This is a genomic window from Dactylosporangium fulvum, assembly GCF_025137375.1.
GTDB lineage: Bacteria > Actinomycetota > Actinomycetes > Mycobacteriales > Micromonosporaceae > Dactylosporangium > Dactylosporangium fulvum.
In genome coordinates this window covers 4,387,101-4,407,181 of record NZ_CP073720.1, presented here as the reverse complement: position 1 = coordinate 4,407,181, position 20,081 = coordinate 4,387,101, and the positions used below count along the sequence as shown (strand labels likewise).

The 20,081-nt window shown below is 67.6% G+C and carries 21 protein-coding genes; 2 read left to right on the top strand and 19 right to left on the bottom strand.

The features are described 5' to 3' along the window. Window positions 1-223 precede the first annotated feature (223 nt). Genes Dfulv_RS20815 through Dfulv_RS20805 form a run of 3 tightly spaced genes read right to left on the bottom strand, consistent with a single transcriptional unit; the run spans window position 224 to window position 2,435 of the window. Window positions 224-1,402 (bottom strand): alpha/beta hydrolase family protein, encoded by a 1,179-nt coding sequence (locus Dfulv_RS20815; RefSeq protein ID WP_259865825.1) that lies wholly within the window; start codon window positions 1,400-1,402, stop codon window positions 224-226. Continuing rightward, window positions 1,399-1,761, bottom strand: a complete 363-nt coding sequence (locus Dfulv_RS20810; RefSeq protein ID WP_259865823.1) for a transcriptional regulator — start codon at window positions 1,759-1,761, stop codon at window positions 1,399-1,401. The genes Dfulv_RS20815 and Dfulv_RS20810 overlap by 4 nt, the downstream gene beginning before the upstream one ends. Next, complete coding sequence (locus Dfulv_RS20805) at window positions 1,758-2,435, bottom strand: hypothetical protein (protein ID WP_259865821.1); 678 nt, start codon at window positions 2,433-2,435, stop codon at window positions 1,758-1,760. Before Dfulv_RS20805 ends, Dfulv_RS20810 begins: the two co-directional genes overlap by 4 nt. Window positions 2,436-2,780: 345 nt before the next feature. Between Dfulv_RS20805 and Dfulv_RS20800 the strand changes: the two genes are divergently transcribed. Further along, window positions 2,781-3,278 carry an inorganic diphosphatase gene (locus Dfulv_RS20800; RefSeq protein ID WP_259865819.1) on the top strand — a complete coding sequence of 166 codons (498 nt, stop codon included), beginning with the start codon at window positions 2,781-2,783 and terminating at the stop codon, window positions 3,276-3,278. On the opposite strand, the gene Dfulv_RS20795 is transcribed toward Dfulv_RS20800, so the two are convergent. From Dfulv_RS20795 to Dfulv_RS20755, 9 genes are all read right to left on the bottom strand, one after another. Continuing rightward, a complete protein-coding gene (locus Dfulv_RS20795; RefSeq protein WP_259865817.1) occupies window positions 3,229-4,569 on the bottom strand; it encodes an MFS transporter in 1,341 nt (446 codons plus the stop codon). The two genes, Dfulv_RS20800 and Dfulv_RS20795, sit on opposite strands and share 50 nt — an antisense overlap. Beyond that, complete coding sequence (gene hcaB, locus Dfulv_RS20790; protein ID WP_259865815.1) at window positions 4,566-5,450, bottom strand: 3-(cis-5,6-dihydroxycyclohexa-1,3-dien-1-yl)propanoate dehydrogenase; 885 nt, start codon at window positions 5,448-5,450, stop codon at window positions 4,566-4,568. The genes Dfulv_RS20795 and hcaB overlap by 4 nt, the downstream gene beginning before the upstream one ends. Continuing rightward, a complete protein-coding gene (locus tag Dfulv_RS20785) occupies window positions 5,450-6,298 on the bottom strand; it encodes an alpha/beta fold hydrolase (protein WP_259865813.1) in 849 nt (282 codons plus the stop codon). The genes hcaB and Dfulv_RS20785 overlap by 1 nt, the downstream gene beginning before the upstream one ends. Before the next feature lie 158 nt (window positions 6,299-6,456). Further along, entirely contained in the window at window positions 6,457-7,728 is a 1,272-nt protein-coding gene (locus Dfulv_RS20780) for an NAD(P)/FAD-dependent oxidoreductase (RefSeq protein ID WP_259865811.1), read from the bottom strand. Window positions 7,729-7,743: 15 nt separating this feature from the next. Next, window positions 7,744-8,058: a bifunctional 3-phenylpropionate/cinnamic acid dioxygenase ferredoxin subunit gene (locus Dfulv_RS20775; protein WP_259865809.1), complete on the bottom strand. Its 315-nt coding sequence runs from the start codon at window positions 8,056-8,058 to the stop codon at window positions 7,744-7,746. A 42-nt stretch (window positions 8,059-8,100) separates the two neighbouring features. Beyond that, window positions 8,101-8,646, bottom strand: coding sequence for an aromatic-ring-hydroxylating dioxygenase subunit beta (locus Dfulv_RS20770; RefSeq protein ID WP_259865806.1), 546 nt, complete (start codon window positions 8,644-8,646; stop codon window positions 8,101-8,103). A 13-nt stretch (window positions 8,647-8,659) separates the two neighbouring features. Beyond that, entirely contained in the window at window positions 8,660-10,018 is a 1,359-nt protein-coding gene (locus tag Dfulv_RS20765; RefSeq protein WP_259865804.1) for an aromatic ring-hydroxylating oxygenase subunit alpha, read from the bottom strand. Between the two features lie 76 nt (window positions 10,019-10,094). Then, window positions 10,095-10,985, bottom strand: a complete 891-nt coding sequence (locus tag Dfulv_RS20760) for a VOC family protein (RefSeq protein ID WP_259865802.1) — start codon at window positions 10,983-10,985, stop codon at window positions 10,095-10,097. 171 nt (window positions 10,986-11,156) lie between these two features. Then, on the bottom strand, window positions 11,157-11,927 hold the full coding sequence (locus Dfulv_RS20755) for an IclR family transcriptional regulator (RefSeq protein WP_259865800.1): 771 nt from the start codon (window positions 11,925-11,927) through the stop codon (window positions 11,157-11,159). A 118-nt stretch (window positions 11,928-12,045) separates the two neighbouring features. On the opposite strand from Dfulv_RS20755, the gene Dfulv_RS20750 reads away from it, so the two are divergent. Next, window positions 12,046-12,657 (top strand): TetR/AcrR family transcriptional regulator, encoded by a 612-nt coding sequence (locus tag Dfulv_RS20750; protein ID WP_259865798.1) that lies wholly within the window; start codon window positions 12,046-12,048, stop codon window positions 12,655-12,657. A gap of 45 nt (window positions 12,658-12,702) precedes the next feature. Here Dfulv_RS20750 and Dfulv_RS20745 read toward each other — a convergent pair whose 3' ends face one another. The 7 genes from Dfulv_RS20745 to Dfulv_RS20715 form a co-directional block, all read right to left on the bottom strand. Further along, window positions 12,703-12,855 (bottom strand): hypothetical protein, encoded by a 153-nt coding sequence (locus Dfulv_RS20745; protein ID WP_259865796.1) that lies wholly within the window; start codon window positions 12,853-12,855, stop codon window positions 12,703-12,705. Between the two features lie 128 nt (window positions 12,856-12,983). Then, the gene (gene dmpG, locus Dfulv_RS20740; RefSeq protein WP_259867818.1) at window positions 12,984-13,946 is read right to left on the bottom strand and encodes a 4-hydroxy-2-oxovalerate aldolase; all 963 of its coding nucleotides are present in this window, start codon (window positions 13,944-13,946) and stop codon (window positions 12,984-12,986) included. Window positions 13,947-13,987: 41 nt separating this feature from the next. Further along, complete coding sequence (locus Dfulv_RS20735) at window positions 13,988-14,941, bottom strand: acetaldehyde dehydrogenase (acetylating) (protein WP_259865793.1); 954 nt, start codon at window positions 14,939-14,941, stop codon at window positions 13,988-13,990. 32 nt (window positions 14,942-14,973) lie between these two features. Next, the gene (locus Dfulv_RS20730) at window positions 14,974-15,903 is read right to left on the bottom strand and encodes a 2-keto-4-pentenoate hydratase (RefSeq protein WP_344402973.1); all 930 of its coding nucleotides are present in this window, start codon (window positions 15,901-15,903) and stop codon (window positions 14,974-14,976) included. Between the two features lie 136 nt (window positions 15,904-16,039). Continuing rightward, a complete protein-coding gene (locus tag Dfulv_RS20725) occupies window positions 16,040-17,080 on the bottom strand; it encodes a zinc-dependent alcohol dehydrogenase family protein (protein ID WP_259865791.1) in 1,041 nt (346 codons plus the stop codon). 314 nt (window positions 17,081-17,394) lie between these two features. Beyond that, window positions 17,395-18,975, bottom strand: coding sequence for a Rieske 2Fe-2S domain-containing protein (locus Dfulv_RS20720; protein WP_259865789.1), 1,581 nt, complete (start codon window positions 18,973-18,975; stop codon window positions 17,395-17,397). After that, on the bottom strand, window positions 18,975-19,931 hold the full coding sequence (locus Dfulv_RS20715) for an acyl-CoA desaturase (RefSeq protein ID WP_259865788.1): 957 nt from the start codon (window positions 19,929-19,931) through the stop codon (window positions 18,975-18,977). The genes Dfulv_RS20720 and Dfulv_RS20715 overlap by 1 nt, the downstream gene beginning before the upstream one ends. Window positions 19,932-20,081: the final 150 nt, after the last annotated feature.

The following is a 20,081-nucleotide window of genomic DNA, read 5'->3' as shown; positions in this document are numbered from 1 at the left end:
ATCGAAACCGAAACACCGGTTCTGGAGGAAGGATTCCACCATGTGTCGACGCGCCACCTGTAGCACCTGCGGCAAGGTCACCTATACCGGGTGCGGCAACCACGTCGACGAGGTGTTGGCCGGTGTTCCCGAGTCCCAGCGATGCGCCTGCGACCTCAAGCCGAAGCGGTCCGCCGGCCTTCGATCGTGGCTGCGCAGGCGCTGAACACCGGCTCGGAGCGGATCAGGGGATGAACCGCACCTCCGGGAAGGCCGGACTCGGGCCTTCGAGCAGGCGCTGCCGCTGATGGCGCAGGTGCAGGTCGAAGAACGCGAGCGGGTATGCCTGCTGGATCCGCACCGCCCGGGCGGGGTCGAGGGTGCCGACCCAGCCGGCGAGGTCCTCGTCGCTCATCCCGATAATCCTCGCCAGTTGCGGGACCAGCCACTGGTGGTCGATGTACGACGAGTGGGCCGCGCCGACGGCGTGCACGTTGAGCCGCCATCCACGCAGCCGCGACCAGAACTGCTCGACGCTCGGCTCGGCGGCGCGGGTGTTGTCCGCGGTCATCAGCATGAACGGCCGGTCGAGGTCGGTGGGCTCCGGTAGCGACTGCATCGGGCCGTCGAAGCCGAGCCCGGCCCGGACGCGCCGGTCCTGGCTCATGACGAGGGCGGTCGCGGTCGCGCCCTTCGACCAGCCGAGCATGCCGATGCGCCGCAGGTCGAGCGCGGCGCCCAGGCCGTCCGGCAGTGCACGGCGCTCGGCGTCGGGGTTGCGGCCGGCGGCGAGGTCCTCGATGCGGTCGAGGACGAACCGGATGTCGTAGGAGGAGTCCCACGGTGTGAATGACATGTCGGCGGGGACGGTGAGCCGGCCGTCGGGGAACTCGCTGAACGCGTCGTACGTGTGATCCACCGTGACCACGACGTAGCCGTGGCTGGCGAGTTCCTGGACCACGATGGTGGCCTCGGCACGGTGATCGTCGTTGCCGTGGGAGTACACGATCACGGGCAGCCGTCCGGGCGACCGCAGCGCCGGAGCCCTCTCGTGGCCGGCCGTGAGGGGCGCCGCCGCGGCATCGGCGTCGAACCCGGCGGACGCGAGCAGCGCGCGCAGCGGCGCGGCGGTCATCCACTGCGCCACCGGATGACGCCGGGCGTCGCGGGCGGCGGGGTACCAGACGCTGGCCATCAGTTCGCGGTGGTGCCCCGGGCCGGCGACCGGATCCGGGCGGGACCGGTCGACGAGGTGCAGCGACACGGTGCCGACACGGTGCGGCCCGGTGGGTGGGGGCAGCGTGAGCCGGGCCGGGCCGGGCGCGCCCGGGGCCGCCCACCCGCGACCGGCGCCGAGCGGCACGGCGACCCCGGTGGCGAGCGCGGCTGCGAGCAGGTGTCGACGGGTCAGTGCGATGGTCATTGGTCCTCCGGTGTGTCGGTGGTCTCGACCCGCGCGATGAGCAGCTTCAGCCGCGCGATCTCTTCGGTGAGTGCGGTGCTGCCGGCAGCGGTGAGCGTGATCCAGGTCCGGCCACGCCGCCCGGCGTAGCCCTTCTCGACCTCGATCAGGCCGGCGGTTTCGAGCACACTCAGGTGCTTGGAAAGGTTCCCGGCGGTCAGGTCCAGCTGGGTGCGCAGGTAGCCGAACTCCACCCGGCGCGCCTCGTGCGCGATGGTGAGGATCCCCAGCCGGACCCGCTGGTGCACCACCTCGTCCAGCCCGGTGACCGGGTGGCCGGCTGGCTCGTGCGGGTCCGGGGCCCCGGTCTCGGCGGTCACCGGCGCTGCCGGCCGGCCAGCGCGAAGCCGATCGCGCCCAGCAGCAGCACGGTGCCGTTGATGATCTGCTGCGGCAGGAACGTCGTGCGGAATGCGTCCCAGTGCCAGCCGAAGTCGATCGGCACCAGCGCCACCGTCAGGTAGCCGAGGGTAAACACCAGCAGCCCGACGTTGCGCTCCAGCCGGGCCAGCACCAGCAGCGCCACCCCGATCGTGCCCCACGGCGAGATCAGCCGGTCCAGCACGAGCACCCAGTAGGGGAACCGGTGCGGGTGGGTCGGGAAGTACAGGCGCGCCGCCACCCAGGCGGCGGTGAACAGGACGGTCAGCGCGACGCCGGTGAGCGCATACGGCAGCACCCGGGCGCCCAGCCCCCGCGCCCGGGCGACCCGCACGTAGCAGACGGCGATCGCCGCGTACGCCAGCAGCAGCGCCAGCGGCCAGTAGTACAGCACGCCTTGACGCGAGAACTGGCACGCGGTGGCGTCGCCGACGCAGTGGAAGACGAGGAAGTACCGGTCGAACGGGATCCCCACGAACGTCACGGCGGCCAGCACCAGCAGCGCGAACCAGGTCACCCGCTGGTCGACCCGCACCCGGCGGGCGAGGCCGCGCACCTCCGACAGCAGCCGGCGGGGATCGCGGCCACCGGCAGGTACCGAATCAGTGGTCATGCCAATAGGTTTCCACAGCAAATCTATTTGCGCTAGTACCGAATGCCTCCGGGGTGATCCGGTCGCGAAACGAAACGAGACGAGCCGCACGACGAGCGGCAAGACTGGACTGAGCAGCACAGTCCGGTGTCGGCGGCCGGTGGTGATCACCCTGTGTGCCGCCCTGGTGGAGACCGGCGAGACGACCGTGGTCACATCGCTGATCCCACACTCGCCGGCAGCCGCTCGGCGCAGCGCACGCCCCCGGGACGGGCGGTCGCTGTTCGCCGTGGCGAGCCGGCGCCGACCGGCTGCGGCTGCAGCCAGCACCAACGCGGTAGTCCGTTGGCCGAGTGGAGGTGTCCCATGGACGTCGACATGATTGTCGAGATCCCGGCCGGGTCGCGTAACAAGTACGAGATGGATCACGAGCAGGGACGGATCCGGCTCGACCGGACCCTGTTCACCGCCACCGCCTACCCGGCCGACTACGGCTACATCCCCGGCACGCTCGCCGAGGACGGCGACCCGATCGACGCGATGGTGCTGTTGGACGCGCCCACCTTCCCCGGTTGCAGCGTCCGGGTGCGGCCGATCGGGCTGTTCTGGATGCACGACGAGCGTGGCCCGGACGCGAAACTGCTGTGCGTGCCGGCTGCCGACCCCCGCTGGCAGGCGATCGACGAGCTCGCCGACCTGCCCGAATACCAGTTGAGCGAGATCGGCCATTTCTTCGAGATCTACAAGGACCTGGAACCGGGCAAGCACACCGACGTGCGAGGCTGGCGAGACCGTGGCGAAGCCGAAGCGGAACTCACCGCAGCACAGCACCGGTACCAGGCGACGCGTCGGATGCCGGCCTGACACCGCTCGGCGCGATCCTCACATCTGACGGCTCACCCCGGCCTGGAAGCGGCCAACGGCGCTGGACGAGGAGACTGAGCACCGCCAAGACAGCGGCGATCCCAAGTGCGTTCTCCACCCCGAGCTTCGCCACAACGCCCCAGGCGGCGCTCGCCGCGGCGACGACCGCCCCCGACGTGACGACGTAGGCGGCCATCACGCGTGCCCGCATCGGCTCTTCAACCACTCTCTGGGCGGCCACAACAGCACTGGTGCTGCCGAGCGTGAACGCGATCCCGGCCGCCAACAACGCGGCGCCGACGATCACCGGCTGAGTGACGACCGCACTGACAGCGAGCGCCACAGCCAGCAGGACGGTCGACGCCACGATTCCCCACTCTTCGCCGCGGCGTTCGACCGCAGGCCAGATCACCACAGACAGCGCTGCGCCAGCACCGAACATCGCCATCAAGGCCCCGAAGCCTCCGCCGGCGAGGCGCAGGCGGTCTCCGGCGAGCACCGGCGTCAGTGCCATCACCGATGCTGCCGGGACGAAGAAGATCGCGAACCGCGTCAGGATCTGACGCTGTGGAGCGGTGCCGATGAAACGGATCCCGGCGCGGAACGCTGCCATGAACGACTCCGTCGGACGCTGTGTCGCGACCGGAGACTTCCACGCCAGGAGCGCCACGACCGTGCAAGACAGCGTGGTGGCGTTGATCGCGAAGACCCACTCGGTGCCGAGTGCCACGATGACCACGCCGGCAAGAGCGGGGCCAAGAGCCTGCGCAACGTTGAACGTGAGCCCGTTCAGGGCGATCGCTCGGCCGATCAGATGCCGTGGAACCAATGCGGGCTGAATTGCCGCCCACGTCGGCGCGGCCAGAGCAGTGCCGAGGCCGATCGCGAAGGTAAGTGCAAGGACCACGTTCGGGTCGGACCATCCGGCCAGCGAAACAGCGAACAGGGCTGCGGCACTGAGAGCCATCCACGCCTGACAAGCCACGAGAAGCAGGCGGCGGTCCAGGCGGTCGGCGAGCGTACCGGCCACGAAGCCCAGCACCACCAGCGGCGTGTACGTGGCTGTCTGGACGAGTGACACCTGCAGTGCGGAGCCACCATGCTCCTCGATGTTCCACGCGGATCCCGCCGCCTGCATCAACCGTCCGACGTTGGCCACCAACTGGGCGACGAACAGAACTCTGAACGCCGTGTGAGCGAAGGGTGCCCACGTCGATACCCGGCCAACAGGTACCGGTTCCTCCAGCGAGTCGGCGACCGTCCGGTGCCGGTTCGGTCGGCGTTTGCTCATGTCGTGTGCTTCCTCGTTCCTGGGTTGGCCACGTCGGAGTCGACGTCAGGACGACGAGGCGTCCCGACTGCGCTGACGTCGAATACCACCCCGGTCACGGTCCTTGACTCGTTACGCGCCGCAAGAAGGACGTACGGGTCGACGTAGTCCTCGGCACGGGGTGCGATGTCCAAGGCGGAGAACTGCCTGAGCTGGTCCTCAACGGGCAGGATGTCGGTGATGGACTGCTCGCCGAGCCCCATCGCCCGGGGTCCCCGAAGGTCGGTCGCCATGCCACCCGGCGCTACGGCGTTGACGCGCACGCGCGGCGCGAGCTCATAGGCCAGTTGCGAAACCACCCCGACGCCGGCGTGCTTCGAAGCGGTGTACAGAACTCCACCACCCCTGGGAAAGAGGGCAGCGTTCGAGAGAGTGAAGATCATCGAGCCACCCCGCTCGGCGAGCGCCTCGGCAGCAGCCCGCGCGCCTACGATGTACCCTTTGACATTCACGTCGAACAGTTCGCGGTAACCCTGCTCGAGGTCGTTCATGGTCATGCGTAGCAGTGGCTTACCGAAGTCCCACAAGCCGGCGTTTCCCACGAAGGTGTCGAGACCCCCGAAGGCCTTCAGGGCCGCATCGACGGCAGCGACGTTGTCGTCGCCGGAAGTGACGTCGCCCTGCACGGGATGGACGCTGTCACCGTGCGATGCGACCAAGTCACGCAGCTTGTCGGGCGAGCGTTCCAGCACTGTCACCACAGCGCCCTCAGCGATGTAGCGGTCGACGACGGCCCGGCCGAGACCGGACCCGCCCCCCGTGACCAGCGTGGAGAGTCCAGAGAGGCGACCGGATCTGGTACTGGCGGTGCCGGGTGCCTCCGCCGCGTTCGACGATGACATCAGTGGCGCTCCAGGAAGTGCTTGACCATGGCGTTGAACTCGGCCGCGTGCTCAAGCTGGGCCCAGTGGCCGCAGCGGTTGAACATGAGGAGCCTGGAATCAGGGATTACGGCGTGGGCACGAAGGCTGACCTCGTAGTGCACGGTGCGGTCGTCGCGGCCATGGATGATCAACGTCGGCACTTGCGACTGCGCCATCCTCTGGCCGGCCTCCAGGAAGCCTGTGGCACCCACGCCGGCTCTCATCACCTCAAGCCAGTTCTGCAAGTGCTCCGGCCTGCTCAGCGCCGTGCGCGACCGCTCTTCGGCGAGTTCCCTCGTCGCGAACGAGGAGTCGAAGCACATGACCTCCACAAGCCGCTGGAAGTTCTCGGGAGACGGATCCTCGTAGGTGTCGAAGATCGTCCGTATCCCCTCTGACATACCTGCCGGCGCCAGCACATTCACGCCCCAGATCCCGGAACCCATGGTGACCAGGTGTGAGACCCGCTGTGGATGCTCGGTCGCCAGCACCATGCCGACGGCGCCGCCCATGGAGTTTCCGACAAAAGCGGCCCGGTCGATCCCCATTGCGTCCATCAGCTGCACCACCGCGCGGCCCTGGTCCCGTCCGGTCTTCACGCTCTGCGGGTTGGAGTCACCCCAACCCGGCATCGTGACCGCGATGCAACGGAAGGAGGACGACAGTTCGCGGATGTTCGGCTCGAAGTTGGACCAGCCCGTGGCACCTGGTCCGGTGCCATGGATCAGGAAGACCGGGTGTCCCTCGCCCGCCTCGTTCACCTGGATCTGATAGTCCGCGGTGTCGATGAGGCGGTAGGTTGCATCGTACGTGATCTCTGCGGTCATTGAAGCTGCCTTCCAATGGGCGCACTGGGACGCGGGCCGGGCCGAATCTGACGGGACGTGTCGCAGCACGGATGTCTGTTCGGGCTCGCGCGACCGTGCAGGGGCGTAGTTGACGGACGAGCAGGTCGTGTCCGGGCGCGGATACCGGTCTGCTACGACTAGCCGGCCAGTTTGGATCCAGCGGTCGCCCGGACACCGTTCCGGTGCTGCTTGAGGAGTCCACGCAGATCAAGGTCGCGACCGGCCAACTCCGCGCGGTCGACCGGGACCCGTGCAGCCATCAGCCTTTTCACGACACCGACGTCACGGGATGCCTCCATGCCGGCGACTGCCCCCACGTATCCATCACGGATCCAGAAGGCCAAGAACTCGCTCGGCGACGCTCCTTCCCGCAACACCAGGTCGTCATCAGGTCGAGGGCGCCCGACAATCTGCAGGGTGGCTCCGTACTGATCGGACCAGGCATAGGGTGCTTCCCTGTATCTGGCGGGGGCGCCGGCGATGGTGGCTCCGACCGCCGTGCCGTGTCGCTGCGCCGCATCCCAGTGCTCGATGCGACCTCGACGAGCCAACTCGGGGTGCGGCTGACTGGCCACGTCGCCGGTCGCGTAGACCCAAGCTCGGCTCGTCTGACCGAACTCGTTCACCGGGATACCATATGAATCCACCTCGATGCGGGCCGAGACTGTCAGCTCATTGCGCGGCTCCACCCCCACACCAACGACTACCGTCGATGCCGGCAGGCGGCGTCCGTCGGTGAGTCGGACCTCCTCGACACGCCCCGCCGAGCCGGCGAACTCCGCGACGGTGGCGCTGGTCAAGAGTTTGACGCCGTGACGGCGGTGCAGCTGCGTCAGGAGGCACGCGACGTCAGGGCCGACGGCGTTGTTCAGCGGCTGCGCCTGCGCCTCGACTACCGTGACGTCAATGCCGCCCTCGCGGGCCACGGCTGCCAACTCCAACCCGATGAAACCGGCACCGATGAGCACGAGCGGGCCCCCACTCGCCAGCCCTTCGGCGATTCGACTCGCGTCGGAGGCGTCCCGCAGCGAGAGCACGTTTTCGGCGTCGGCCCCAGCGACCTGCAGCCGCCGCGGCGACAGCCCCGTAGCCAGCACGACGCGGCCCGCAGGAAGGACCTCGCCTCCGCTGAGGTGCACCGTAAGCGCCGCGGGGTCGACTGCTGTCGCCCTCTCGCCGAGGCGCAGCTCGATGTCGAGGTCGCGATACGTGTGCGCAGGTTGAATCGGAACCAGTCCCCGGGAGCCGGTGCCGAGGAGGGTCTTGGACAGGGGCGGTCTCTCGTAGGGAATGTTCGGGTCGGCGTCGACCAGAGTGACCGCTCCCGCGTATCCGCGCTTGCGCAGCTCAACGGCGGTCGCGACACCAGCAGCACTAGCGCCGATGATGACGCAGCTCGGCTTGTTCACCGGTCACCTCGATCATCAGTCCCCATCGGGCATCTCGACCATCACGTCAGGGCCTTCGACGCGGACCTTGTACGTGCACAGCGGGATGCTGGCTGGCGGCGTGAGCACTGCGCCTGTCCGGATGTCGAACTTTGCGAAATGCCATGCGCACTCGACCTGATCCCCATCAACGTAGCCGTCGGCGAGTGACGACTGACCATGGGTGCACGTGTCGTTAAGGGCGAAAAACTCTCCTTCAACGTTGAACACGGCGATCGGGGGCGTCGTCTCGAGTTGCAGCGCGTCGCCGTCATCGAGTTCCTCAACGGAACATGCGCGGATCCAAGGCATCGGTGGAATGACTCTCGTTCGTGGCTCGTCGGAAGGTGCGGCCTAGAAGAAGTTGCTCAGGTTGGCCGACTGGAGAATCGTCTGGTCGAGATAGATGAAGCGCTTGGCGATCGCCAACCCGGCCTCAGTCCGGCGCAGCGTGTCCTCACGCCGCCCGACCCACTGGTCGACGTCCTCCTTGAGACGGGTTCGATACAGCATGAAGTTGCTGTGCACGACCATCTCGGCGCCCGACTTCTCAGCGATCCGAACATTCGTGATCAGGTGCCGGGTCCGCGACGGCGGATCCTCCGCCCAGGACGTCCCGGTAGCGAACTTTCGGGCGCGGATCTCAAGGAACTGCTTGTTCTCGTCGAAGTAGGCCATGTCACCGGGTTGCGTGAACTCCAGGTGTAGCTGGCGTCTGGTCATGGTCCGCCGCAGTGGCATGAAGTAGTGGGTGTCGTCGGTGAACAGCCGCACCCAGTCTTCGTATCGATGGCTGTCGAGCAGCGCAGACTCGTGGTAGTAGAACTGCTCGACCTCGTGCTGCAGGAGCATTTCCTCCAGAGCCTGGTTCGCGGCAGGGGCCGCTGCCTCTGTAGTCATCAATCTCTCCCTTTCAGAGCCTGTCGCCCGGCATCGTGCGCTGACGCAGCTCCTCCCACGTCGGGTTGCGGAGCCACTCACGCCACGCGTGGTATGTCCAGAGCTGGGCGTGTTCGTTGATCGGAGCGTCAATGATCGCGAGACCGTCGTCCTTGACGATCTCCGAGGTCCCCAGGCCCATCTTGAGCAGCTGGGGCACTTCACGACTGACCGTGCCGCGGGTTTGCAGGGTCGACTGGGCCCAGTTCTCTCCGTCTTCCTGCTCGAGCAGTCCGGCAGGCCCGAAGAAGTGAATCTGTGCGCTCAACGTCGCAGCCTTCTCCTCGGGCGAGGCGTTCTTGTCCCGGAAGGAGAACCACCAGATCTCGGTGACACCGGGGCTCCGCGGCACGCGAAGGCTCAGCTGCCCACCTGCATTGACCCACGTGGTCGGAAAGATGTGCGGGTGACCCGCGACCCGGCTACCGTGATGACCGAGTTTCTCCTGCGTCTCAGGCTTGTACCGCCAGGCGAACGGCTCCCGGCCGCCGGCGGTCACCTCCAAGGAGTCCTGGTCCGGTCCCGAGATGGCGTGGCCGTACTCGCCCACCATGACCACGTTGTGGAGATCCGTGGGCAGGAACGGGACCTCGAGATTCGCGCCGGTCTCCGTCATCGCTCCGCCCTCGACGAAGTCGTCGGCCGGTGCCGGGATGAGGCCGACCGCGAACGCCGACATGTGGGTGATCTGCGGGTGGTAGTAGTCGAAGACGTTGTCCACCGTGAACTTCCAGTTCGTCTTGACAACGAACTTCTGGACACCCGGGACCGCCTCGATGTCCCCTCGTTCCGCGAGGAGGTCGAGTCCGAGCCGTCCGGTCGGGCCGAGGTATTCCTCGAGGGGTGGCGCGGTCTCGTCGAACGTCGCGAAGACGAAACCCCGGTAGGAGTCGAGCTGCGCGACCTTCCGCAACGGATGCTTGGACAGGTCGAGCTTGTCCTTGTAGAAGATGGACTTGCCCGGGACGCCGATGAGTTCGCCGTCGAGGCCGAAGGTCCAGCCGTGGTAAGTGCACATGAAGTTGCGGACGTTGCCTTCCTCGGCGCGACACACCGCGTTTCCCCGGTGCGAGCACGTGTTGAGGAAGGCCCTGATGCTGCCGTCCTTCTGGCGGACGACAAGCACGTTGTCCGATCCCATCGGTGCCTCGAAGAAGTCACCGCGCTTGGGGATCTGGGTCTCGTGACACAGGAAGAGCCAGGCGCGACCGAAGATGTGCTTCATCTCCATATCGAAGATCTCTTGGTCGCTGAAGATGCGCCTGTCGATCTCTCCACGCTCGACTGAGACGAGCTCGTCGAGCTGATCCGCCGGGCTCGTGGTTTCCTTCATGTTCGTTCCCTTCAACGGGCAGGTCCGATCAGCTGCCGCATGCGGGTGGGGCAGCTGTTGAGTGCGGGCGCCACACTCAGTGGGTGTGGCTGCGGTCGTGGCCCCAGAACTGGGCCGCGTCCCAGTTGGTGACGGTCCAGGTGTCGTCGTCGATCAACTTGCCGGACGTCCCGTACTCGACGCCGATCCCGGAGGGCGACCGCATGTAGAACGACAGCATTTCGTCGTTCGTGTGCCGGCCCAGGCTCGCTGTCAGCGAGATTTCACGTGCCCGCACCCGGTCGAGAGCCCGACCGACCCCATCGAGGTCGCCGACTTCAAGCATGACGTGGTCCATGAACGGCTTGCGCCCCTCCGGGGCGGGACCGAAGGCCAGCGAGTGGTGGCGGGGGTTGACGTGCGTGAAGGTCAAGACGAGGGGCTTGAAGGTGATGTAGTCGCTCACCTTGAAGTCGAGGACTCGAAGATAGAAGTCGAGCATTTCGTCGAGGTTCGACGCCACGAGGACGATGTGTCCGAGGCCCAGGTCGTTGCCTTTGGGATCCTCGGTCACGAACCGGACGCCGGTGGGCGAGAGGAAGGGTGCCGACACGACGGCTGCGCCGTAAAACAGTTCCAGCTGGAAACCGGCCGGATCCTGCAACCGAACCAGCCGGCCGACACCTCGTAGCTCGGCAAGCCGGGGGTCCTCCGTGACCGCAACGCCCGCCGCTTCCAGGTCCCGGACCTGGGCGTCCAGGTCAGCCTCACCGGCGACCTCCCACCCCACATAGGTCAGTTCGTCGTCTCCGGGACGTACGGCGATTCGGTGGTGCCGGGAGTCCATGCGCAGGAACAGCGTCTCGACGTTCTCGGCGTCCTCTCCGCGCGTGACCTGGAGACCGAGGATCTCCGTGGCGAACTCCTGCCACGCATCAAGGTCCTTCGCCCCAATTCCGATATAGCCGAGAGCTTTGATGTATCCCACGAGACCCCTCCTGAGGACAAAAGGCGGTGACTCCCGACAAGAGCACCGGAAAGAGTACGACCTACAGAATGCCGATATCGTTCACGCACCGGTGGAGCTGCGCAACGAAGTTGTTCCATCAGGCAGAATCAGGACGCACCCGCCGGCAACAGAACCTCCTCCGCTCCTGGCTCAGCCTCGACTCAACGCGGCGGAGAGCTGGTCCGCGGTCCCCATCAGCGCGGTCTTGAACCGGCTCGGCGAATGGCCCGCTACCGGGCATGACAGGGAGATCGCCGCTACGGCTCGACTCTTGTCCGACGACCAGATGGGCGCAGCAAGGCATGTGACACCGAGGAACGACTCCTCGTTGTCGGTGGCGAAACCGGTCTCCCGAACTCTTGCCAGCGACTGCTGCATTCTGTGCGCGTCCGGAACCGTGTACGCGGTGAACCGCCGGAATCTTCCTTCAAGATTTCGCTGCACGTCGACCGCGGGCGCAAAGGCAACGAGAACCTTCCCGAGCCCTGTCGCATAGGCGGGACGCCTTCCTCCGATTCGGGTCGCCATTTTCGGCGTTCCCACTCCGGAAACCTTGTCGATATAGAGGATTTCGGTGCCGCTGAGAACGGCGAGATGGATGGTCTGCCGAGTGGCCGCGAACAACTCGGCGGCATATGGTGCGGCAAACTCTCGCAACCCTTTTGCCGGACCCACTTGCACGCGATGCCCAAGTTCGAAGACGCGTTCGGCCAGCAGGTACCGCTCGCCTTCCTTGGAGACGTAGCCGTGAACAATCATCGCGTTCAAGAGTCGATGAACGGTGGACTTTGCCATGCCGGTTCGCGATGAGATCTCCGAGACTCCCAGCGGCGAGCGCGAGCGCGACAACGCGTCCAGGACCGTCAGACCCTTACCAACCGAGGTGTCCGGCGAGAGCCCGTTGACTTCGTTACTGGACATCGATCCTCCCTGTCAGCGTGCAGCCCCACCCATAAGTGAGAGTTGACTCTCACTTAGAGTAGAGTAGAGGAGTGTAGGGTGGCGTCAGTCACAAGCGCAAGCGGAACGGAGAAGTTTGGTGGCGGAGAGCGTCGCGGCACCGACGCGGCGGCGACGCCCGCGCGCCGATGCGCAGCGCAGCGTTGAACAGATCCTCCGCGCGGCCGAACTGCTCGTCGCGCGGGACGGCCCCTCAGTAGCGCTGGAGGAGATAGCGCGCGAGGCGGGTGTCGGACCCGCGACGCTCTATCGACACTTCCCCAGCCGCATGCACCTGTTCGAACGGGTCTATCGTGACCGCACAGCCCGCGTCGCCGAGCACGCCCTCGCGCTCACAGGCGTCGAGGAACCAACGGAGGCTCTGCTCCAGTGGCTACGCGAGTTCGTCGCATTGGGCATCGAAGCACGTGGAGTCTTGTCGACCCTGATGTCACAGGGTCTGCGGGAGACCGATCCCACCGCTAACGCCGAGTGGGGTCACGCGCTCGTGGTCAAGGCGGCGGGAAGGCTTCTCGAACGAGCACAAGCGGCCGGCTCCGTTCGTCGGGACATCAACGCCGAGGACCTCGTCACCCTGGTCAGCGGTGTGATCGTCGCCCTCGAATCCCGCGCCAATGTCGACGCGGCACACCACCATGCGAGCGCCGAGCGCACACTTCGCGTCATTATCGACGGACTGATCAAGCGTTAAGGCTCAAGCCGGCCGGAGGCCCCGCCGCCGCCCGGTCCCCTGACGTCACAACCGCGTGCTCTGCACGACCCGCGCCGGGCCACGGGTCACGGCCGTGGTGACCTCGCCCTGCTCCCACCGCTTGAACGGCGCGCCGTGGATCGGTCCTCGCCGCCCAGCCTGCGGTCCACTGACACCTCTGGTGACCTTGATGCCCATCCGATCCGCACCTCATCCGACGACCGCGGTGAGTGCGCCGTCGCCGTGAATGACGGCCGAGGAGCCGGCACAACCGGCACGCCGCGGACAGCGGCGTGCCGGGCCGTGCCTCGAACGAGATCGCGTGATCAGTCGGCGGCGAGGGTGAGCGCGATGTCGATGATCATGTCCTCCTGGCCGCCGACGAGACTTCTGGCGCCGCACTCCATGAGGATGTCCCGGACGTCGACCCCGTACTGCCGGGAGGCGTTCTCGGCATGGCGGAGGAAGGAGGAGTAGACGCCGGCGTAGCCCAGCGTCAGGGTCTCGCGGTCCACGCGCACCGGGCGATCCTGCAGCGGCCGGACGATGTCGTCGGCCGCATCCTGCAGCTTGAACAGGTCGCACCCGTGCTCGATGCCGGACAAAGTGGCGACCGCGACAAACGCCTCGATCGGGCAGTTGCCCGCGCCCGCCCCGTGCCCGGCGAGGGACGCATCGACCCGGTAGACCCCGTTCTCGACGGCGACGACCGAGTTCGCGACCGAGAGCGAGAGGTTCTCGTGCGCGTGGATGCCGATCTCCGTCGCTGGTTCGAGCACGTCGCGGTAAGCCCGCACGCGCGCCACGACGTCGTTCATCGTGAGCCGGCCGCCGGAGTCTGTGACGTAGACGCAGTGGGCGCCGTACGACTCCATCAGCTTCGCCTGCCTGGCCAGTTCCTCCGGCGGCGCCATGTGCGACAGCATGAGGAAGCCCGAGACGTCCATCCCGATCTCGCGGGCCGCCGCGATGTGCTGGGCCGAGATGTCGGCCTCGGTGCAGTGCGTGGCTACCCGGACCGAGCGGACCCCGAGGTCCCACGCGGTCTTCAGCTCGTGGATCGTGCCTACGCCGGGCAGCAGCAAGGTGGTGAGACGGGCGTTGCGCAGCACGTCGGCGGCCGCCTCGATCCACGCCCAGTCGGTGTGGGATCCGGGCCCGTAGTTGATCGAGGAGCCGGCCAGGCCGTCTCCGTGGGCGACCTCGATGGCGTCGACGCCGGCCGCGTCGAGCGCGGTGACGATGCGGCGCACGTCGTCGGTGCCGATGCGGTGGCGTACGGCATGCATTCCATCGCGAAGGGTGACGTCTTGGATGAAGATCGAGGTGCTCACGCGGTTGCCTCCTGGTCATGACGAGCGGCGATCTGCTCCGCCACCTGCAGGCCGGCGGACGTCATGATGTCGAGGTTGCCGGAGTAGGCCGGTAGGTAGTGCGCAGCGCCCTCGACCTCAAGAAACACCGACACCTGGTGCGTCGGTCGATGCGCATCGGGCTCGACGAGAGTTTCGAGCGGCATGTCGTCGGGGATCCCGGAAATCTGCACCCGCTGTTTGAGCCGGTAACCAGGCACATAGGCCGCCACGTCGGCAACCATCTTCTCGACGGAGTGCCGGATCTCAGCGTGAACGCTCTTGTCGGATGCGTCGACCAGAGCGAAGACCGTGTCCCGCATGATCAGCGGCGGCTCGGCGGGGTTGAGAATGATGATCGCTTTCCCCCGTCGGGCCCTGCCGACCTCCACGACCGCCGCCGCGGTGGTCTCAGTGAACTCGTCGACGTTGGCTCGCGTGCCCGGACCGGCACTCTTCGACGCGATCGAGGCGACGATCTCGGCATACGGCACGGGGACGACTCGGCTGATGGCCGCGACCACCGGAATGGTCGCTTGGCCGCCGCAGGTCACCATGTTGACGTTCGGCGCGTCGAGGTGCTCCGCGAGGTTGACCGCCGGAACAACGTAGGGCCCGATCGCGGCCGGCGTGAGGTCGATGAGTCGCTTGCCCAAGGGCTGCAGTTTGCTGGCGTTGTGCTTGTGCGCCTTGGCCGACGTCGCGTCGAAGACGATCTCGATATCGTCGAACTCGGGGAGCCCGATGAGTCCGTCGACACCCTCGTGCGTCGTGGCAAACCCGAACCGCCTCGCTCTCGCGAGCCCGTCAGAGTCGGGGTCGATGCCGACCAACGCGCCCATCTCGAGACGTCGGCTGGTCCGCATCACCTTGATCATCAGGTCCGTCCCGATGTTGCCCGACCCGATGATGGCGACCTTCTTCTTGATCATGACTGTCCTCACTGGCTGCCGCGTACGCAGCCCTACTGGCCGAACGTGACCGAGACCTTGCCGAGTCCCGTGATCGTGGCGGTGACGGAGTCGCCGGGTCGGACCGGCCGCATCGGCCCCAGCGCCCCGGACAGGATCACCTGTCCCCCTCGCAACGGCTCGCCGAACTCGCGAGCCTGCCGCGCCAGCCAGACGACCGCATCGATCGGGTCACCCAGGCAGGCCGCGCCGTTGCCGGTGGAGACCACGGTTCCGTTGATGGCCATCTGCATGTCGACCGACCTCGGCTCGACCTGATCGAGCTTCTTGCGCAGCGGGCCGAGCACGAACGCCCCGGCCGAGGCGTTGTCGGCGACGGTGTCACCGAAGGCGATGTCCCAGCCCTGGATGCGGCTGCCGCAGATCTCGAGCGCGGGTGAGGCGTATTCGATCGCGCTCCGCACCTGAGTGGCGTCAAGCGGGCCGTCGGCCAAGTCTTCCTTGAGCGCGAACGCGACCTCGGCCTCGACACGCGGCTGTAGGACAGCGCCGTAGGGCACCGTGTCGCCGCCGTCGTAGGCCATGTCGTCGAAGAGCAGGCCGAAGTCCGGGCGATCCACACCGAGCTGTTGCTGAACCGCTTCGGAGGTCAGCCCGATCTTGCGGCCGACGATGCTTGCGCCGGCGGCGACACGTTCGGCCGCCAGCCTCTGTTGGACGGCGTAGGCCGCGACGATGTTGTCGGATCCGATCAGGTCCCGCACGGGCCGGGTGGGCCGGCGTTCCATGGCAGCGGCCCGGAGGCGGTCGGCAGCCGCGGTGACGGCAGCCGAATCGATGCGACCCTGGGGAGACTCACTCATGAGCACAAGGGTCGAGTGTTTCGACAACGGCAGCAATCGGATCGTTCCGCTGAACGGCACACTGTTGCTATGGCCGCAGACCTGCAATCCCTGCCCGGCCAGCGCGTCGAGCGTCTCCACCGCCATCATCCACTTCGGACGGTGATGCCCACCCTCCGGTGTCCGGCAACCGGATGCGCTGGACCAGATCGCCCGCCGCACCGCCGAGGACAGCGACGGCGGGCGACCATACGCTTGCGGTCCGGGTCGGTCGGGGTTACCGGTTGAGGACGACCTTGAGCGCGCCGGTTTCGCCGGCCCGCGCGAAGACCTCGTAGGCCTGCATGAACTCGCCGAGGGCGAAGTGGTGGGTGACGAGCCGGGCCGAGTCGATCTGGTGCGCGGCGACCAGTCCGAGCAGTGTCGGCGTCGAGTACGTGTCGACCAGGCCGGTCGTGATCGTGATGTTTTTGCTCCAGAGCTCTTCCAGGTGCAGCGTCGCCGGCTTGCCGTGCACGCCGATGTTGGCCACCCGCCCACCGGGACGGATCAGGCGGGTGCACAGCTCGAACGTTTCGGGGATGCCGACCGCCTCGATGGCGACGTCCGCGCCGAGTCCGTCGGTGAGCCGCATCAGCTCAGCGACCGGGTCCTCGCGGCTGCTGTTGACCACCACGTCCGCGCCGAACTGCTTGGCTGCCTCGAGCCGTCCGGCGGCGAGATCGATCGCGACCACCTGGCTCGGCGTGAACAGCTTGGCGCCGAGTATCGCGGCCAACCCGATCGGGCCGACCCCGACCACTGCGACGGTGTCGGCCGGCCGGACGGCACCGTTGAGCGCACCGACCTCGTACCCGGTGGGGAGGATGTCGGCGAGCATGAGGACCTGATCGTCGCTGACCCCGGCCGGCACCGGATAGGTCGAGTTGTCGGCGAACGGCACCCGGACGTATTCGGCCTGTGTTCCGTCGATACGGTGACCGAGGATCCAGCCTCCCCCGCCCACGCACTGCCCGTAGTGGCCGCCACGGCAGAACCGGCAACGGCCACAGGCGGTGATGCAGGACACGAGAACCCGGTCACCCACGCGGACGTTCTTCACACCGGCGCCGACCTCGACCACGGTGCCGACGGCCTCGTGGCCCAGGATCCGCCCGTCCGTGACCGCCGGCACGTCCCCCTTGAGGATGTGCAGATCGGTGCCGCAGATGGTGACCGCGTCCACCTGGACGACGGCATCGGTGTCCTGCTGTACTCTCGGGTCCGCGACCTCTTCCCAGCTCTTGCGGCCCGGACCGTGATAAACCAGCGCTCGCATCTTCAGTCGCCTCCTCGCAGACTTCTTCCTGGTGCCGTCGCCCCGCACCCCACCCGGATCACAGGCCGTAGGTCCTGCCCGGGCCCGGACCTCCCGCACGTCGTCAGCACGATCGCCCGGCGGGCGCCGTGGCCCCGGTCCGTCGCTCCCCCATGCCCTTGATCGGCTTGCCGGGCACTACCCAGTTCGAGAGGCCGCCACCCTCCGGCCATAGCGCAGAGTGGGCAGAAGTTGCGGCCGGGCGAGCGCGGAGCCGCGGGGTGCCTGACGTACCGGCCAGGGGCGGGTGACGATCGGCTTCGGCGTCAAGGCGGTCAGGCGGCGCCTCCAGCGGCATCATCGGCGTGTACATCGGCGCCGATGCGGCTGGCCCGGATCGAGTGCCCGGCGGTGGTGAGGCAGCGACCGGTGGGCAGGTCGAAGCGCCAGCCGTGCATCTGGCAGGTCAGGACGGTGTCGTTGAGCTGGGCGAACCGCGCCAGGTTCGCCTTCAGGTGGGGGCAGTGCCGTTGCACGAGCCAGTCGCCGAGGGTGATGTCCTCGTCGTCGGTGTCCTGTTCGGCGTACCAGGCCTCGGCGTAGTGCAACCGTTCGGGGGTGAGGCACTTGAAGAAGGTGTAGAGGTATTCGTTGTACTGGCCGATGCGGGCCGCGGTGAAGCGGCAGGACAGGAACAGGCTGTTGACCCAGTCGGCCTCACCGGTGTGCAGCAGGTGCTCGACCAGGCGGCGGGCGGTGCGGAACCGGTAGCGCACCTTCTCGTCGCCGGCGGGCCGAACCTCCCGGGCGGGGAAGTCGAACAGGATCTGGTCGGTGACCCGGCCGGCGTCGTCGGTCAGCTCGAGGCGGACCGGGCCGCCGATGCCGCCGACGATGCGCTCGCTCTCCGCGAGCAGCGGATGCAGCCGCCGGCGCAGCTCACCGACGACGTCGATCTCCGGATGCCGCCACGACGCCTTGGCCGCCTCGATGACCGGGCGCTGCCGCCGCTGGTACTCGCGAAGGTACGTCTCCTTGTCGGCGAAGAACGCACGGACGTCGGGCACCGGCTGCGTGACCTCACAGTCGCCGGGGGTGACCGTGGCCGTCGTGCCGGGCAGCAGGACGACCCCGTTGCGACGGCCGAGGCCTTCGTAATGGTCGATGAACACCTGCTGGTCGGGGAAGACGTTGCCCTTGTCGGTGCCGAGGTCGTTGTTGGGCCACAGTTCGTCGTCGAGGAAACACGGCGGTCCGGCGATCGGGAAGACCCAGTCGGCCGCCAGCTCGTCGATGTACCGCAGGGTCCGGTCGAACTGCCGCTCCCGCTTCTGCACGCCGAACGCCCGCTTGGCGGCCTCGGGCAGCTCGTACACCATCGGGTACCAGATCGCGCCGGAGAACTGCAGCATGTGCGCGTGGACGTGGCCCAGCGCCGCGAACGTGGTCAGGTCGCGCGGCCGGGCGTCGTTCTGGTTGAGCAGGCGAACGCCGTCGTGCTCGACCCACAGCGACGAGTCGCCGATCGGCCCGTCGGTGGGTGACACCAGCGCCTGGATCATGACGGTCAGCCCGCCGTCGAGCGTGACGGGCTCGTTGTCGCGGGTCCGCAGGAACGAGGTGAAGCCCAGCTCGCGCAGCTCGTCCTCGAGGTCGCTGGTGGGGTACTCGGGCAGCAGCACGGTCGCCCGCTTCGACACGTGCCGGCGCAGGTTCTCGGCGTCGAAGTGGTCGCGGTGCAGGTGCGAGACGTACAGGTAGTCGCAGCGACCCAGCCGGTCCCAGTCCAGCTCCGAGTTGTCCGGGAACGGGAACCAGGAGGCGAAGAACGCCGGGTTGACCCACGGGTCACAGAGGATGCTGCCGGCCGCGGTCTCGATCAGCATGCCCGCGTGGCCGGTACCGATGATCCGCATCAGGGCAACCGCCTCGCCGCGATCCGGACCGGGTCGGGCCAGCGCACGTCCGACGCCCACCCGATCGCCTCCCAGATCCGGATCAGCCGGGCGCTGGGATCGAGCTGGCCGCGCAGCACCCCGTGCCGGGCGCTGGTCGGCTCGGCGTGGTGCAGGTTGTGCCAGGACTCCCCCAGCGACGGCAGGGCCAGCCACCACACGTTGGTGGAGCGGTCCCGGGAGACGAACTGCCGTTTGCCGAAGACGTGGCAGATCGAGTTGACCGACCAGGTCACGTGGTGCAGCACACCGATGCGGACCAGGCCACCCCAGAAGAAGCCGGTCAGCGCCCCCTGCCAGGACATCGCCAGCAGCCCGCCGAAGGCGGCGGGCAGCAGCAGCGAGGCCGCCACCCAGAGCGGGAACGCCCGGGACACGCGCACGACGTCCCGGTCGGCGAGCAGGTCCGGCGCGTACCGGCGCTGCGGCGCCTGCACGGGCTCGAACAGCCAGCCGACGTGCGCCCAGACGAGCCCCTTCGCCACCGCCCAGGCCGACGTGCCGTATCGCCACGGCGAGTGCGGGTCGCCGTCGCGGTCGGAGAACTGATGGTGCATCCGATGGTCGGCCACCCACCGGACCACCGGGCCCTCGATCGCCATGCTGCCGGCGATCGCCAGCGCGATCCGCAGGCCACGGCGGGCCCGGAACGAGCCGTGGGTGAACAGCCGGTGGAATCCAGCTGTGATCCCATACCCGGTCACCACGTAGAACACGGCGGCGATCACCATGTCCCGCCAGTGCACGCCCCAGCCCCACGCGATCCACACGGCGGCGGGCACAGCCAGCGACGGCACCGCGATGAACAGCACCAGGAGGAGGCGCTGCCACGGCCCTTGGCGGTCGCCGGTCAGCGTACCCGACACCGCGGTCCCGTCACCGATGCCTGCCGACGTGGGCACCGCAACATCCGCCATTGACGCGAACCCTCCAGACCCGCCGCACCAACGGCGACGACAGGCCACAGCCGACCACTCGGCTACCGGCACGCGGCAGGGCCACATGACCCGGTTCGGGAGGGCCGACAGTCCCCGCCCGGACGGGACCTGTTCGTTCACCTGCCGGAT